General features: G+C 58.3%; 15 protein-coding genes and 2 pseudogenes. 10 read left to right on the forward strand and 7 right to left on the reverse strand.

Going from position 1 to position 15720, the window contains the following annotated elements; genetic code table 11:
* Positions 1-19: 19 nt before the first annotated feature.
* Positions 20-850, reverse strand: a complete 831-nt coding sequence (locus ACWNZ1_RS07135; protein WP_280944844.1) for an alpha/beta fold hydrolase — start codon at positions 848-850, stop codon at positions 20-22.
* 243 nt (positions 851-1093) lie between these two features.
* Here ACWNZ1_RS07135 and ACWNZ1_RS07140 point away from each other — a divergent pair, with 243 nt between their 5' ends.
* Positions 1094-2044 carry a hypothetical protein gene (locus ACWNZ1_RS07140; RefSeq protein ID WP_256452607.1) on the forward strand — a complete coding sequence of 317 codons (951 nt, stop codon included), beginning with the start codon at positions 1094-1096 and terminating at the stop codon, positions 2042-2044.
* 32 nt (positions 2045-2076) lie between these two features.
* On the opposite strand, the gene ACWNZ1_RS07145 is transcribed toward ACWNZ1_RS07140, so the two are convergent.
* Positions 2077-2835, reverse strand: coding sequence for an SDR family NAD(P)-dependent oxidoreductase (locus ACWNZ1_RS07145; RefSeq protein ID WP_135844833.1), 759 nt, complete (start codon positions 2833-2835; stop codon positions 2077-2079).
* Between the two features lie 157 nt (positions 2836-2992).
* Between ACWNZ1_RS07145 and ACWNZ1_RS07150 the strand changes: the two genes are divergently transcribed.
* Both ACWNZ1_RS07150 and ACWNZ1_RS07155 read left to right on the forward strand, forming a co-directional pair.
* Positions 2993-3892: an AraC family transcriptional regulator gene (locus tag ACWNZ1_RS07150; protein WP_256452606.1), complete on the forward strand. Its 900-nt coding sequence runs from the start codon at positions 2993-2995 to the stop codon at positions 3890-3892.
* 31 nt (positions 3893-3923) lie between these two features.
* Positions 3924-4048, forward strand: a pseudogene (locus tag ACWNZ1_RS07155) (FMN-dependent NADH-azoreductase); the annotation flags it as partial.
* Between the two features lie 20 nt (positions 4049-4068).
* Here ACWNZ1_RS07155 and ACWNZ1_RS07160 read toward each other — a convergent pair.
* Positions 4069-6069, reverse strand: coding sequence for a sigma-54 interaction domain-containing protein (locus tag ACWNZ1_RS07160; protein WP_456027522.1), 2001 nt, complete (start codon positions 6067-6069; stop codon positions 4069-4071).
* 194 nt (positions 6070-6263) lie between these two features.
* Between ACWNZ1_RS07160 and ACWNZ1_RS07165 the strand changes: the two genes are divergently transcribed.
* From ACWNZ1_RS07165 to ACWNZ1_RS07175, 3 genes are all read left to right on the forward strand, one after another.
* The gene (locus ACWNZ1_RS07165; protein WP_456027523.1) at positions 6264-7286 is read left to right on the forward strand and encodes a Gfo/Idh/MocA family oxidoreductase; all 1023 of its coding nucleotides are present in this window, start codon (positions 6264-6266) and stop codon (positions 7284-7286) included.
* On the forward strand, positions 7283-8074 hold the full coding sequence (locus ACWNZ1_RS07170) for a TIM barrel protein (protein ID WP_456027524.1): 792 nt from the start codon (positions 7283-7285) through the stop codon (positions 8072-8074). The genes ACWNZ1_RS07165 and ACWNZ1_RS07170 overlap by 4 nt, the downstream gene beginning before the upstream one ends.
* Positions 8075-8154: 80 nt before the next feature.
* Positions 8155-9081 (forward strand): sugar ABC transporter substrate-binding protein, encoded by a 927-nt coding sequence (locus tag ACWNZ1_RS07175; protein ID WP_135844828.1) that lies wholly within the window; start codon positions 8155-8157, stop codon positions 9079-9081.
* 103 nt (positions 9082-9184) lie between these two features.
* Here the strand turns inward: ACWNZ1_RS07175 and ACWNZ1_RS07180 are convergent, their stop codons facing one another.
* Entirely contained in the window at positions 9185-10060 is an 876-nt protein-coding gene (locus ACWNZ1_RS07180; RefSeq protein ID WP_135844827.1) for a LysR family transcriptional regulator, read from the reverse strand.
* 99 nt (positions 10061-10159) lie between these two features.
* On the opposite strand from ACWNZ1_RS07180, the gene ACWNZ1_RS07185 reads away from it, so the two are divergent.
* The gene (locus tag ACWNZ1_RS07185) at positions 10160-11329 is read left to right on the forward strand and encodes a mandelate racemase/muconate lactonizing enzyme family protein (protein ID WP_265072957.1); all 1170 of its coding nucleotides are present in this window, start codon (positions 10160-10162) and stop codon (positions 11327-11329) included.
* A gap of 102 nt (positions 11330-11431) precedes the next feature.
* Positions 11432-12739 carry a C4-dicarboxylate transporter DctA gene (gene dctA, locus ACWNZ1_RS07190; RefSeq protein WP_076384140.1) on the forward strand — a complete coding sequence of 436 codons (1308 nt, stop codon included), beginning with the start codon at positions 11432-11434 and terminating at the stop codon, positions 12737-12739.
* 70 nt (positions 12740-12809) lie between these two features.
* Here the strand turns inward: dctA and ACWNZ1_RS07195 are convergent, their stop codons facing one another.
* On the reverse strand, positions 12810-13397 hold the full coding sequence (locus ACWNZ1_RS07195) for a TetR/AcrR family transcriptional regulator (RefSeq protein WP_256452603.1): 588 nt from the start codon (positions 13395-13397) through the stop codon (positions 12810-12812).
* Positions 13398-13495: 98 nt separating this feature from the next.
* Between ACWNZ1_RS07195 and ACWNZ1_RS07200 the strand changes: the two genes are divergently transcribed.
* A complete protein-coding gene (locus ACWNZ1_RS07200; RefSeq protein WP_135844825.1) occupies positions 13496-14254 on the forward strand; it encodes an SDR family oxidoreductase in 759 nt (252 codons plus the stop codon).
* Positions 14255-14327: 73 nt separating this feature from the next.
* Here ACWNZ1_RS07200 and ACWNZ1_RS07205 read toward each other — a convergent pair whose 3' ends face one another.
* Both ACWNZ1_RS07205 and ACWNZ1_RS07210 read right to left on the reverse strand, forming a co-directional pair.
* Complete coding sequence (locus ACWNZ1_RS07205) at positions 14328-14735, reverse strand: VOC family protein (protein WP_256452601.1); 408 nt, start codon at positions 14733-14735, stop codon at positions 14328-14330.
* Positions 14736-14758: 23 nt separating this feature from the next.
* Positions 14759-15184, reverse strand: coding sequence for a YciI family protein (locus tag ACWNZ1_RS07210; protein WP_135844823.1), 426 nt, complete (start codon positions 15182-15184; stop codon positions 14759-14761).
* 164 nt (positions 15185-15348) lie between these two features.
* On the opposite strand from ACWNZ1_RS07210, the pseudogene ACWNZ1_RS07215 reads away from it, so the two are divergent.
* Positions 15349-15671, forward strand: a pseudogene (locus ACWNZ1_RS07215) (MFS transporter); the annotation flags it as partial.
* Positions 15672-15720: the final 49 nt, after the last annotated feature.

A 15720-nucleotide genomic window follows, 5' to 3' on the forward strand; every position in this document is an offset into this window, starting at 1 on the left:
GACAGGGAGATCGCGTCAATCACTTCAATTCGGGAGCTGTGCCATGGACGCTATTGCCGACTATGCGTTTCAGGAAACCCTCGATAAGGGCTGCGAAATAAGGCGGGCACTCCTGCATCGGGTAATGACCGCAGTTGGGGATAACGTGCAGTTCTGCGTTCGGATGCCACGCCAGAAAGGTGCGTGTCATAGCCGCGGAATCAAGTCCAGGATCCTTGTCGCCGACAATAACCAAATACGGTGTTTCAAGGCCTCGAACGTCATCAACGAAATTTGCTGTGACCAGCATTTCGAGGTACCCCGCCCGGCAGGCTGGTGAGACTGTGTCGCGGCTTTGTCGGACCTTGAGATCAACCCACTTATCGGAGAGACCTCCGGCCACGAATTTGAACAGACGCCGAAGGGCCTCGTCGTCTTCTATCGTGCTGGCAAAGAACGCCAGAGCCTCTGGACTCAACCGATTGCCAGCGGCAGAAACGGGACACACCGCTATCGCGCTCGCGACGCGAGACGGGGCATCCGCCGCAATACGTTGCGTGATCATCCCGGTCATCGAGTGGCCGACCACGTGGAAACGCGTCCAACCGAGCTGGTCGGCGAGCATGAGGCAATCGGAGGAAATCTCCTCTACTGTAAATTCGCCAGCCAATTCAATGGATTGTCCGTAGCCACGCACATCAACGAAAACATAGGTAAACGCGTGGCCGTCAAGACAGGGCATGACGGCGTCGTAGCTGGAGTGGTCGCCCAGCCAGTCATGCATGACCAGCACGTGAGTGGGGCCATTGCCGTACCGCACATACCCTAAGGTGGTGTCAGCTCCGAAGCTGATTTCAACGGGGGCTTTCATTGCATGGTTCCTTTGTGGTCGGGGGAACCAAAACGAAAACGCCCTCCCGGCGAACCGGGAGGGCGTTTTGAAAGAGAGGCAACCCTATCAATCACTTTAATCAGGGTCAATAGGCGAGCGCGCGGCGTCCTCGCCATGAGATATTCTGCGCTGCGTAAAACACGATCCTCGCCCGCGACGTGTAACCCATGTCATGGCGCCCCTCGATCAATCTGAAACGCGACGCACCAGGAACTCTACACGTTGATTGGACATCGGTTCGAACGCACCGCGCAGGGTGACCTGCATATCCACTCGCGCAACCTGGTGCAGAGCACCGTCGTGCTGCTGGTAGGCCCGCTTGCCTTCATCTTGCCGATGGCGTTCGCCGTGTTTTTGATGGCTGATGATCGCTCGCCGTTGGCTGATCTGGCGCCACTGCCCTCACTGCTGATCGTTCTGGGGCTGGCGCTGATTCCTGCCCTCGGCCTGCTCCTGATGGTTTACATCGGCATCCGCGAGACCTTGGTGTTGTCGCGAGTCGCCGGTGAAGGCAAGCGCCTCACTCGAAACTTTTTTGGACGCCGCGAGCGTGTGCATTCGGTCTTTAGAATCGATGCCGCCGACCACCTCGAACTTCGCCGCCGTCCACAGGCTGAGCGAGCCCACACCCAGCTGTGGCTGATGATGCGCGACGGCACCGCGCACCGCTTGACCACCGACAACGTTCCGGTCGTGCCGGGAAGTCAACGCACCGACTTGTGGCTACGTGAACTGGCCGACTACCTGAATGTGGCGGTCCCCACCGAGGTTGTCGAGGGTTCGGCGGCGGGCGTGAAGGCACCCTATCGGCCTGCCCCAGCGCCCACCAGCGGTAAGGCGGTGAGGGAAGCCAGGCAGCGCCGAGATAAGGGGGCCACGCCTATGCCTGAGTCGACCGAGAAATTCGGCATTCCCGCACGCGCCTTGCTCATGCTGCTGGGCACGTTCCTGGCAGTGCTGGAGCTGAGCAACGTCATCGCATTGGTGCCGGCTCTGCTTGCCGGACGACTGCGTGTCGGTGGCTTTCGTACGACGACCCTCTACTGGGCCGAGCAACCGTTCAGCTTTTCACTCAACATGCTTATGGGCATAGCCGAGGTGTTGATCATCGGATTCTTCGCCTGGGGTTGTCTGCGCACGGCGATTCAGGGCCGGATGAAATCCAATCCCTGAAGCGGTCAATTCGGCCACCGCTCGGTCTGTGGCTAGAGCAACTGCCCGCCCGAAATGTCAAAAGTCGTTCCGTTAGCCCAGGCCATGTCATCGGACAGGATGGCGGCTACCGCACCGCCTATATCGTCCGGTAGACCGACACGACCCAGCGCAATGCCCTGTGCGACGTAGGCGTTCACATCCTGATTGTCGCGCACTGCACCACCGCCAAAATCGGTTGCGATGGCGCCCGGGGCAATCGCATTCACCCGAATTCGACGCGAACCGAGTTCCACGGCCATGAAACGGGTCAGCACCTCGACGGCAGCCTTCACCGCCGCATAAATGCTGTAGCCCGGCAGAGTAAAGCGCACGAAGCCGGAGGAAACGTTCAGGATACGACCACCGTCGTCCATAAGTGGTAGCAGCTTCTGAGTCAGAAAGATCGGACCGCGAAGGTGCGTGGCGACCAGTGAGCCAAACTGCTCTTCGGTCGCATCAACAAAGTTCGCAAAGAGGCCATTGCCGGCATTGTTGATGAGGAAGTCGAAGCGCTCGCGGCCGAAGTCGGCCATCAGCGTATGAGTCACTGCGCTTGAAAAAGCCGGATAGCTGGCGGTGTCGGTGATGTCGAGCGGCAGCATCGCAACCTTGCCGCCCTGCGCTTCGATCTCCTGCTTCAGCGTCTCGGCTTCTGCTGCGCCGCTGCGATAGGTGCCGATGATGTGGACGCCGCGCTTGGCGAGGTGAAGGGCCATGTTACGGCCAAGGCCACGGCTGGCGCCGGTGATGAGTGCGATCTGGTGAGTCATGGATTGTCTCTGCTAGGTTAGGCGCGCCTTTCGGTGCGTTCTTGACCTGCTCAAGATAGGCAATGAGCGGTTTTCAACCCACGCCTAATAAGCTCAATTCATTGCCTGATTGTATCAATCACCTTGCGTGGTGGCAGGGCGTCGGCATAATCGGTTCATGAACAACCCTCTTGCACCGCATCTTGATATAGCCCTGCGCCACGCGCCCCCGGGTTTGACTATCACACCGATCCCGCGTGTAGACATCTGTGTCGGGCGAGGTTCTACAGACAAGGCGCCATGCCTGTATCGCTCGATGATCTGCTTCATCCTGCAAGGCTCGAAGCGCGTTGCGATTAACGACACTCTTCTGAGCTACGACAGTGAGCAATATCTCATCAGCGCCCTGGATCTGCCTCTGATCGGACAGATTCTAGATGCTGAAGGGGGGCAGCCCTACGTTGCGGTATCGCTCGTGCTGGACCCGGCCATGCTGGCGGAATTGGCGGCGACCATGCCGCCGGTTCGCGAGAGCGTACAAAAGGGGATTGGCATCACTATAAATCCGATGACCGCTTCGCTGCGCGACACGTTGCTGCGCTTATTGTCGCTGCTCGACACGCCTGCCGATATCCCTGTTCTCGGCCCCATGGTCGAACGGGAATTGCTCTATCGTCTCCTACAGGGTCCTCAAGGAAAGCTGCTGCGTCAGATTGCCCAACCCGATGGCGCACTGGGTAGCATCCGGCGGGCCGTTGCTTGGATCAGGGATAATTACACTGCCCGACTTCGTATCGAGGCGTTGTGCAATGCCAGCGGCATGAGCCGGGCAAGTCTGCATCGCCATTTTCTGTCGATGACGGGCCTCAGTCCTATCCAGTATCAGAAACAGCTCAGATTGCAGGAAGCTCGCCAGCTTTTGCTTGCCGGCGAGCATCGGGCGTCTGACGTGGCGTTCGCTGTCGGCTATGAAAGCGCATCACAGTTTAGCCGTGAATATCTACGGCAATTCGGCGCATCACCTGCACGCGACGTGCGCGAGATACGGCAGGCGATCGGCACTTCAACAGAGGCGTAAACGGTCGACTGAGGTATCGATTGCCGGAATTAGCGCAACACCGATCACACCGGCAACGCGCTTCGACTTTCAGAAACCCTATGTTGAAGCCTGGCTGAATTTATCGGCGTGACGGACGTGTATTCGGTGATTGTGGAGAAAACCATCCTGGGGGATGGCAAGATCCTGATTACGATTCAGTCCAACGTTGAACGGAACGCCTCAATCCTGAGCCCGAATCGATTCATTTTGTTGTACAACCCACCACGCGACACATTCAAGCGTTGAGCAGCCAGGCGGATGTTTCCGCGCGTGTCGTTGAGGGCGGCGATGATTGCATTCATTTCATGGGTGCCAAGGTCCGGAGCCGTCTGAGGCTCTGGGGCGCTTCCCCACGTCGATGGCCGCCCTTGCTGCCGGATGTCCAGTGCAAGATCGCTCGGTAGGATCAGGTCGGTCATCGCCAGATTGGTCGCCCGCTCAATGACGTTTTCCAGCTCGCGAACATTGCCCGGCCAGTGATAGGCGCCAAGCCTATCCAGCGCACCAGGTGAAAGGTCGCGCACCGACTTGCGTAGCGACCGGGCACACCGCGCGAGAAAATGCCGCGCCAGCAACGGCACGTCCTCGCGGCGCATCCGCAGTGGCGGCACCGTCAGGTTCAGCACGTTGAGCCGGTAATAAAGGTCCTCACGAAAGGCGCCTTCGGCCACCGCCTGACTCAGGTTGCGGTGAGTGGCGGCAATGATGCGAACGTTGACCCGCAGCGATTTTTTCGCCCCCACCCGTGTCACCTCGCCTTCCTGCAGGACACGCAGCAAGCTGACCTGCGCATCAAAGGACATGTCACCGATTTCGTCGAGGAAGATCGTCCCGCCATCGGCCAATTCGAACTTGCCTGCCGAGCCACCGCGCGCCGATCCGGTGAAAGCGCCTTCGACATGACCGAACAGTTCGCTCTGCACCAGATCACGGGGAATGGCCCCGCAATTGACCGCCACGAAAGGACCACCGCAACGGTCGCTGGCATTATGGATCGCCTGGGCGAACAGCTCCTTGCCTGTGCCGCTCTCGCCGAGGATCAGCGTGGTCGAATCACTGCGACTGGCAATCCGTGCCAGGTGCACTGCATCCTGAATCGCCCGTGAGCGACCCAGGATGGTTTCGAAGGTGTAGCTGGCCTGGGTGCCCATGATCCGCCGGGTGATTTCCCGGATGCGTCGGTTTTCGCGCAACGAAACAATCCGCCCGCCTTGTTCCAGCGGGCAAACCGACACCAGGCATGCCAGATGGCTGTGGTCGTGCAGTTCAAAGGTGCAATCCAGGTCTCGCACCCCTTCCCCGCCCCCGAGCAGGATTGCATCGGTCAACTCGCTCCGCCCCAGGCTCTTGAACGGACTGCCCAGCAGGTCACGGCCCACGCGGAACAACTGTCGGGCGTAATGGTTGAGCGCCTTGATGCAGCCCTGCTCATCCAATACCACCAAGCCCTCGTTGAGTACCTCAAGGACTGTTTGTTGTTCTTCCAGCAAGGCTTGCAGCGCCATCTGCCTCGAGACCGCCTCGGCCGCCGCCTGGACAGTGCCCAGGGTATGGAAATGAAACCAGCCTGGTTCTGCCGTCAAGGTCAACATACCCAGGGTTCGGCCTTGAGCATCCCGGATTGGCGCGGCGGCGCAATGCATTCGGCGCTGGCGCAAGCCAAGCCCGAAGTTCTCCTCGGCCAGCACATAGACCAAACGGTCCTCGACGATCGCCAGCCCGGTGCAATTGGTGCCCTGTACCGACTCCAGCAGTCGACTGCCTATGGGGGTGAGGTCCAGGCCACAAAAATACAACGTCGTGCCTTCGGTATCGGTCAGGTTGATATGGCCCTTGGGGTTGTAGGCGAGCAAACCGCGCATGACTTGCGCCGCCGCGGCGATCAGCACCCGGTTGGCTGCCAGTGTCGCAGTCAGGTCGGCGGGCGCGACAAAACGGTACTCGCCATCTTCCGGATCGAGACCGGCGTTGACGCTGCGCAACCAGGACTCCCAAATCACCTGCCTGATCCCGACAGGGCGATCGGTTTCCTCCTGCAAGCACGCTCGCCACGCCTCATCCAGCGCAGTGCTGGGCCCTTCGTTCAAGGACGCAGGCCCCAGCGCGGTGAGGTAATCGCGGTCTTCGGCGCTCAAGGCTGCAGGTTGCTGATTCATCATCCGGGCCCATGTTCATATTTTCGACATGTCAGTATAGACATGTAATAGAAATGAACACTCAATCAAACGACAACGAATAAAAGCCTTTTAATATCAATCAGTTAATTATTGGCACAACGCTTGCTCCCTGCTTACCCAGACGAGGACATTCTTACCGCCGAGTCGTAAAAACAATAAAGGGAGTCATGTTTATGAGCACATCCAAGACCATTCGCCTTGGCCTCATCGGCGCCGGTCGCATGGGCAGCTTTCACGGCCTGACCGCCGCCCGTCACATCCCCGGCGCGTGCCTCGCCGCCATCGCCGACCCCACCCCCGGCCAAGCCGCACGCCTGGCGGCAGAACTGGACGTGCAGAAGGTCTATGTCGATCCACAGCAACTGCTTGATGACCCGGACATCGACGCCGTGCTGATTGCCGCCCCGGCACGCAGCCATGCCGAACTGGTGATCAGTGCGGCCCGGGCCGGCAAAAGTGTGTTCTGTGAAAAACCGATGGCCATCACCCTGGACGAAGCGGACCGCGCCATCGCCGCCGCTGCCGATGCACAGGTGACGCTACAAGTCGGCTTCAACCGGCGCTTTGCCAGAAGTTTCCGCACCGCTCATCTGGACGTGGTTGCCGGCCGGATCGGTACGCCACAACTGCTGCGCTCGCTGACACGCGACCCGGCGCTGAACAACCCCGCCGCGTCACCGCAATGGGTGATCTTCCTGGAAACCCTGATCCATGACTTCGATACCCTGCGCTATCTGAATCCAGGTGCCGAAGCGGTTGAGGTTTTTGTAATGGCCGATGCCCTGATCGCACCGGCCTACAAGGACAAAGGATTTCTCGACACAGCGGTGGTCACGATCCGCTTCGACAATGGCGCCATCGCCACGGCCGAGGCCAATTTCCAAGCGGTCTATGGCTACGATGTCCGCGGCGAAGTGTTCGGCAGCGCAGGCATGCTGACCATGGGCAACGTCAACGACTCTGACCTGCTGCGCTACCTGGCCAGTGGGGTCCAGGCTGACACCCAGCGCATGGACACCGACTTGCTGCGTGATGCCTATGTGGCCGAGCTCAACCACTTTGTCAGTTGCGTGCGCAGCGGCGAAAAGCCTCTGGCCAGCGGTGAAGATGCCCGGGCGGCACTGGCCATTGCTCGCGCCTGTATCGAGTCCTTCCAACTGGGCAAACCGGTGCGCGTGCAAGGAGCTCGTTCATGAGTTTCACACCGCTCAAACTGGCGATCAGCGCCGAGATGGTCTTCCTCGACCTGCCCTTTACCGAGCGAGTCAAACGCATCCATGCGCTGGGCTTCAGCGTCGAGATATGGAACTGGACGACCAAAGACATCCAAGCCCTCGTAGCGACCGGCGCGGATTTCACCTCCATGACCGGCTACATCTCGGGCAACCTGACCGATCCCGAGGATATCCAGCAACTGCTCGACAGCGCCCAGGAATCCTTGGCGGTCGCCGCTCAATTGGGTTGCCCAAGCCTGAACCTGCATGGCACCGGCCTGGGTGATCAGGGATTGCCGGTCAAACCCGTTGCCCAGACCACCGGCCGCATGTGGTTGAGCGCCTGCAAGACGCTGGAAAAAATCGCTCGCCTGGGCGAAGACGCGGGTCGGGTATTCCTGCTGGAGAACCTCAACACTGAAGTCGACCACCCGGGCACGCCTTTCGCCCGTGCCGACGATACCCTGGCGCTGATCGAGGCCGTGGGCAGCCCGCACCTGAAGATGAACCTGGACCTCTATCACGCACAGATCGGCGAAGGAAACCTGATCGAACTGATCCAGCGCGCCGGCAGCGCCATCGGCGAAATCCAGGTCGCCGACGTCCCGGGTCGCATGGAGCCCGGGACCGGCGAAATCCACTATCGCGCCATTGCCAGGGCCTTGTTCGGCATGGGATACAGCGGTGTCGTCGGCCTCGAAGGCTGGGCCAGCGGTGACAGTGAAGTCGCGCTTGAGCGTTTCAGACAGGCCTTCACGCTTGATGGATGAGGCCCGCGCCGAATTCAAAACGTTTGGAAGATTTCTTCTCTCGGTGACGTACTACTCATAACAACAAAAGGAAAACCCTCATGCGTCGTTGCACACTGCTTTTCGCCACCCTGCTGTTGCTTTTCAGCCAATGGGCCGCCGCCGACTATCGCATCGGCGTCAGCATCGCCAGGGTCGACGACAACTTCATGACCTACGTGCGTAACGGCCTGGACGAGGCCGCGAAAAAGGAAAACGTGCAGATTCAATTCGAGGACGCCCAAGGCGATGTGGTGCGCCAACTCAACCAGGTCCAGGGTTTTATCAACCAGAAAGTGGATGCGGTCATTGTCCTGCCGGTGGACACCTCCGCCACGGCCAACATCACCCGCGCCGCGGTCGAAGCGAAGACCCCGCTGGTCTACGTCAACCGTCACCCGGACGAGCGTACCTTGCCCAAAGGCGTGGTCACGGTAGCGTCCAATGACATTGAGGCCGGACAGCTGCAAATGCGCTACCTGGCCGAAAAGCTCGGAGGCAAGGGCAACCTCGCGATCATCATGGGCGACCTGGCGCAAAACGCTACCCACGACCGCACCGAAGGCGTCAAACAGGTGCTCAAGGATTATCCCGGGATCAAGATTGTCGAGCAGCAAAGTGCCGAGTGGCAGCGCAGCAAAGGGATGGACCTGACCAGTAATTGGTTGCTGGCTGGGAGCCGTTTCGATGCCATCGTCGCCAACAACGACGAGATGGCCATCGGTGCAGCCATGGCGTTGCAGCAGGCCGGCAAAGCCAAGGGCGAGATTGCGATTGTCGGTATCGACGGCTTGCCTGACGGCCTGGCGGCCATCAAGCGCGGGATGCTGGTCGCCTCGGTATTCCAGGACCCCAAGGCCCAGGCGAGCAGCGCGGTACAAGCAGCACTCAAGATGATCAAGGGAGAGCCGGTGGAAACGGACGTCTGGGTACCCTTTCAGTTGATCAAGCCTGAGCAATTGGCGGTGTTTGAACAACATTACAAGTAGCGAAAAGCTCAACACTTCGCCGCGATCCCGGCAAGGGATCAGCGGCGATGCGCAACCTCAAACCCTATTGAGCAACACAGCGCGTCATATAAAACCCGCCGAGTCACTGCCCCACCCTGGCCCAGAACTCTTCGGCAGATTGACTGAGTGGCGCGGCTGGACGGGTCAGATGAATTTCCAGCGGTATATCCCAGCTTTCGTCGAGCGCTCTGACCAGGCGCCCATCCAGTATTTCTTGCTCGGTGAGGCTCCTGGGCAACCAGGCCACGCCTTTGCTTTCCAGGGCCATGGACATTAGCACCGCTGCAAGGTGGCTGCTAAAGAGCGGTTTGAGGTGAAGGTAATCTTCTTTGCCACGCAGTCTGTGCGCGACGATACGCCCCAACCCGGATTCATGGGTGTAAGCGAGGTACGGCAATGCCGCAGGCGAGGTGCCGAAGTTAGCGCAGGCACTCGCAAGAGGAACGAGAACGTCTTCACCCACCTTCTTGCCGATGAACTGATCAGGGGCCAGTAGCGGTGGAACATCGGGATGGCGGTGGCAGAGCAGAAACTGAACCTGGCCATGTATCAGCATCTGCTCACAGGCAGCCATGCTGTCTGAATGCAGTTGCACAGCCTCAATGGGGGCACCGTTCTCTGAGCTTCGCAGCCACTTGGGAAAAAATGTAAACGACAGGGAGTGAGTTGCCGCGAATTGAAGCGACTTGGCGGCCATTCCAGCAACCTCTTGAGCCTCGTTGCGCATTCTGTACAAGCGCCTGGCAGCCTCTTGGGCACTTGGCAAAATTTGCCTGCCAGCTTCAGTAAGCGTCGCGCCTTGAGGCGTTCGAACGAACAACTGCACCCCCATCCAACTCTCTAACGAGCGCACTCTGCGGCTGAATGCCGGCTGGGTAACGTGCCGCGCTTCAGCCGCCCGAACAAAGCTGCCGTACTCCGCAAGCGCTGAAAAATCTTCAAGCCAGACGAGTTCCAAGGGCCATGCCTCCTGAGCATAGGGTGCGGCATTAATAGCATTGGGCGGGGGCCATCGCAAAGCCTAACGTGGGCCTACAAACAACAAGAGGACCCCGTCATGCGCATCGTAGACATTCGTGAAAAAACTGTTTCCATTGCCTCCCCAATCGCTAACGCCTACATCGATTTTTCGAAAATGACCTGCTCGGTTGTCGCGGTCATCACTGATGTGATCCGCGATGGGAAGCCTGTCATTGGCTACGGTTTCAACTCCAATGGTCGCTATGGCCAAGGCGCACTGATGCGTGATCGTTTCCTGGCGCGGATTACGGAAGCGGATCCAGACACGCTCGTCGACCATGAAAACAACAACCTGGATCCGTTCGCCATCTGGAAAACCTTGATGACCAACGAAAAGCCAGGCGGCCATGGCGAGCGCTCTGTCGCCGTTGGCACCATCGACATGGCGGTATGGGATGCCGTCGCCAAGATTGAAGGCAAACCGCTGTATCGCCTGCTGGCCGACCGTTACCGTAACGGCGTGGCCGATGACAAGGTCTGGGTCTATGCAGCGGGCGGCTACTACTACCCTGGCAAAGACCAGACCAAGCTCAAGGCAGAAATGCAGAGCTATCTGGATCGTGGCTACGACGTCGTCAAGATGAAGATTGGTGCGGTACCGCTGGACGAAGACATCCGCCGCATCGAAGCGGTACTTGAAGTGGTTGGCGACGGCCGTCGGTTGGCGGTCGACGCCAATGGTCGTTTCGATCTTCAGACCGGTATTGCGTACGCTGAAGCCATCAAGAAGTACAACCTCTTCTGGTACGAAGAGGTTGGCGATCCGCTGGACTACGCACTCCAGGCCGAGCTTGCCAATCACTATGAACTGCCCATGGCTACCGGTGAAAACCTGTTCTCTCACCAGGATGCCCGTAACCTGCTGCGCCACGGTGGCATGCGCCCCGATCGCGACTACCTCCAGTTCGACTGCGCTCTGTCCTACGGGCTCGTGGAGTACATGCGCACCCTGAAGGTGATGGAAGAAATGGGTTGGTCTTCCCGCCGCGTAGTGCCCCATGGCGGTCACCAGATGTCCCTGAACATCGCAGCAGGTCTGCACCTGGGCGGCAACGAATCCTACCCGGATGTGTTCCAGCCGTTCGGCGGCTTCGCTGACGGCATCCGCGTGGAAAACGGCTATGTCGGTCTGCCGGATATTCCAGGTGTCGGCTTCGAGGCCAAGTCCGCTTTGTACGCAGTGATGCGTGAGTTGGGCGAAGGCTGATCAACCTCGATCTGCGGTCTCTTTGAAAGAGGCCGCAGCCCCCGGCGTCACCCACTGACGCCGAGCCACATGCCCATCACAACAATAAAATGAGGTGCTTCCGTGGAAATCTCCAAGTCCCGCTGGTATGGCCAGCTGTATGTGCAAGTGCTGATCGGCATCGTGATCGGAGCAGCAATCGGTTACTTCGTGCCTGATATCGGAGCCAAGCTGCAACCCTTTGCCGATGGCTTCATCAAACTGATCAAAATGCTGTTGGCGCCCATTATTTTCGGTACGGTCGTTGTGGGTATCGCAAAGATGGGCAACATCAAAGAAGTCGGCCGGATTGGCGTAAAAGCGCTGATCTACTTCGAGATTCTTTCAACCATCGCCCTGGTCGTCGGCCTCATTGTGGTCAACATCGTGAAGCCTGGCGTCGGTATGAACATCAACGCCAGCGCGCTTGATGGAGGTGCCATTAGCAAATACAGCCAAGCTGCCAGTGAGCAAGGCGGCACCATTGATTTCTTTCTCAATATCATCCCGCAAACCTTCATCGGCGCATTCTCCAATGGCGTCATGCTTCAGGTCATCCTGCTTTCGGTATTGATGGGTGTGGCCCTGGTTCAAATGGGTGAAACCAGCAAGCCGCTGATCAACACCCTTGATCTGTTCCTGCAAGGTCTGTTCAAGATCGTTGCAATGGTCATGCGCTTGGCGCCGATTGGCGCGGGTGCCGGCATGGCTTTCACGATCGGCAAATACGGGATTGGCACCTTGCTGTCACTCGGCCAGTTGCTGGTCGCGCTCTACATCACGACCTTGTTTTTCATCGTGGTCGTGCTGGGTACGGTTGCTCGATGGTCGGGCATGCCGCTTCTGCAATTTCTTCGTTATTTCAAAGATGAAATCCTCATCACCCTTGGCACCTGCTCAACCGAAGCCGTGCTGCCACGAATGATGGTGAAACTTGAAAAGCTTGGCTGCAAAAAATCGGTAGTGGGCATGGTGTTGCCTACGGGGTACACCTTCAATGCGGACGGCACCTGCATCTATCTCACCATGGCCGCGATCTTTATCGCCCAGGCGACCAATACGCCACTGACCTTTGTGGATCAGATGATTCTGCTGGGCGTGTTCCTGCTGACTTCAAAAGGCTCGGCTGGGGTGGCGGGTGCGGGGTTTGTGACGCTGGCTGCAACGCTCACAACCATTCACTCCATTCCTCTGGTCGGCCTCGTTTTGCTCCTGGGCATTGATCGGTTCCTCAACGAAGCGCGCGCCGTGACCAACCTGATCGGTAACGGTATCGGCACCATCGCCATTGCCAAGTGGGACAACTCGTTCGATGTCGAGGCCTGCGAGCGTGAGATCGCCGCCATGAAACACCAAAAGGCGACAAGAAAGGCATTGCTGGCGCAAAAATAATCCGTAAGGCGCTCCGGTCATTCCGTTTAAACCACGGCATGACCGGTAGTGGTTTGCGCTTGGACGAAAGCTACACGTTATTCTTCAGGCTTTCAGGGCTACCTGCGCATAGACCATCCATCACCAAGTCCATCAATCTGGCGAGACGTGGGCGCCATTCGCTCAGGGAATCTATTTGCCATATTCCAGCAGTGGCTAGAAAAAAGTCGTCGTGGGTAACCCCGCTACGAATCGTTCCGGCCTTTTCATTAGCCCTCAAAAGCAACTCGGCGGCTGCCTGGACCGGCGCGTATCCCGACTTCCCAGGAAATTCGTAAGTAGAGGCTGCTTGCCGTATCGCGGTCGCGAGTCCCGCCTTGGTCATTGCATATTCAACGAGGCAGTCCATCCACTCTCGGAGGGCCTCCTTAGGGGGTTTTGTGGCGAGCAGCTGTTCGGCCAACGAGGCCACTTGCTGCATTTCGAATTGGTAGACCTCGAATACCAGCGCCTCCCTGTTGGCGAAATGGCGATAGAACGTGCCCTGTCCTACCCCGGCTTTCTTCGCAATCGTGCTCAGCGCAACCGCAGGATCGTTAGTCAGCTCTACCACCGCGACCTCCAGTATCCGTTCCCGGTTTTTCTTGGCGTCAGAACGCATCACCAATTCGTCAGTCATGAGCAAAGTTTTTCCTTTTGCATTGCAAAGCGGACAGCTGTCCGGTACGTTTTGCAAGCGGACAATTGTCCGATTAAGCATTCTCACTGGAGTTTACTATGAACAGCACTGGCAACACGATTCTGGTTACCGGCAGCACTTCTGGCATAGGCCTTGGCCTGGCACTCAGGCTTCACAAGGCGGGCAACCAGGTAATCATCGCGGGACGGCGCAAAGCTCTGCTGGACAAGATCATGTCGGAACACCCAGGCATTGAATCCGTCTTGCTGGACGTCTGCGATCCACAATCCATCCAGCGCACCCGCGAAGCACTTGCGATCAGTCACCCGAATCTGAACGTGCTCATAAACAACGCGGGGATCATGCACTGGGAGGATCTGACTGATTCCCAATACCTGAACACAGCCGAAGATATCGTGACAACGAACTTACTGGGCACAATCCGCATGGTGTATGCATTTACTCCCCAACTGCTCAAGCAGCCCAGTGCCACGATTATCAATGTCAGTTCAGCGTTGGCCTTCGTCCCGCTGCCTGCGACACCGACCTACAGCGCAACCAAAGCGGCAGTTCATTCGTTCACTCAAAGCCTTCGAGTGCAGCTAGAGGACTCGTCAGTCGAAGTTATCGAACTTGCGCCACCGGGTGTGCGTACCACTCTGCTTGGCCAGGAAAATGACGAGCACGCCATGCCCCTGGACGAGTTTTTGAATGAGATATTCGAACTGCTCGAGATCTCTCCAACCCCACAAGAACTGGTCGTCGAGCGCGCCAAGCCATTACGGTTTGCTGAAGCGAGCGGTTCACATGATGAGGTGTTGAAAATGCTTGCGGGATACAAACCACCGGCAGCGTGAAGAGGCTACCGAACGCCTATCGATGTTCAGGTCGCCGGCTGCTTCCAGGCCGGCGACCAAGGCTTCGTTCGGCTTATTTTCCGCCCTCGCAATTGACCATCCAGGCAATCCCGAAACGATCTTCGAACATGGCAAAGCGTTCCGCCCAGAAGGTCTTCGCCAAGGGCATCTGCACGCGGCCACCCGCACTCAAGCCGTTAAACAGCCGCTCGGCCTCTTCCACGCTGTCGACATTGAGGGAAACCGACACGCCTTGCGGCTTGCTAAATGGCTGGCCTGGCGGGCAGTCGGAAGCCATCAGGCTGAAATGGCCCACGGTCAGGCAGGTGTGCATGATCAGGTCCGCGTCCTTGGGCATGCCGACGTCTTCAGGCGCCTCGGCAAAAGACATGGAAAACAGCTCGCCGCCAAGCACGTCCTTGTACAACGCAAAGGCTTCCTTGCAGCGGCCATTGAAGGTCAGGTAAGGGATGATTTTCATGGTCGGATCTCCTGTAGCCGGTTTCACGATTGACTGGACATCTGCGCCCGCAAGCGTTCTTCCTGCTCGCGCAACTCGGGGGTAAAGGTCTCGCCGAAATCCTCGACTTCGAAGATCTGGCGGATCTCGATTTCACTGTCACTGACCATCGGATTCGGGCAGCGTTTGACCCAATCGACGGCCTCCTGCAATGACTGGACCTTGAAAATCCAGAAGCCGGCGATCAGTTCCTTGGTTTGCGCAAAGGGCCCATCAATCACCGTCCGGTTCTTGCCGGAAAACTGCACGCGCACGCCCTCGGCACTGGGATGCAGGCCTTCACCGGCGAGCATCACCCCGGCCTTGACCAATTCTTCGTTGTAGGCGCCCATGGCGGCCAGCAGTTCTTCGCTGGGCATCTGTCCGGCTTCCGATTCCGGACTGGCTTTGACGATCACCATAAATCGCATGCTCATATCTCCTGAAAGTGGATGGATCAAGCCGTCCGTGTGGCGGCTCTACGGACTAATCGAATGGCAATGGCCGAAATCGACAGCCTGATGCGATTATTTTTCGACCGACTGTTGAGGGCCCAGCAATGGATCACCAGGCCAAGCACTTAAGTGCTAGACGGGTTCTTGGCCTGATCGGCTTCAGCCTGGCGAACAGCATGGTGAGCTGGTGCGTGGCGATGTTCATTTTCACCCTCAGTGAAATGATCATTTACCCGGCCGAATTCCTTTTCGTCGACACCCTGGCCCCGGAGGAACTGCGCGGCAGCTACTACGGCGCTCAAAACCTGGCAGCGCTGGGTGGCGCCCTGAGCCCGGTGATCTGCGGATACCTGCTGATGCACACCCCGGCGCCCACGATGTTTTATGCGTTGAGCGCACTGACCGCGATGGGGGTCTCTTGTGCTTCATGAGTGGTCGTCGGATGGCAATGGTGAAAAAGTAATCTGAGCCATGTTCAACTTTCTGGATACCAGCCATTACCATTCGGAAAC

The organism is Pseudomonas sp. CFBP 5748 (assembly GCF_053850495.1).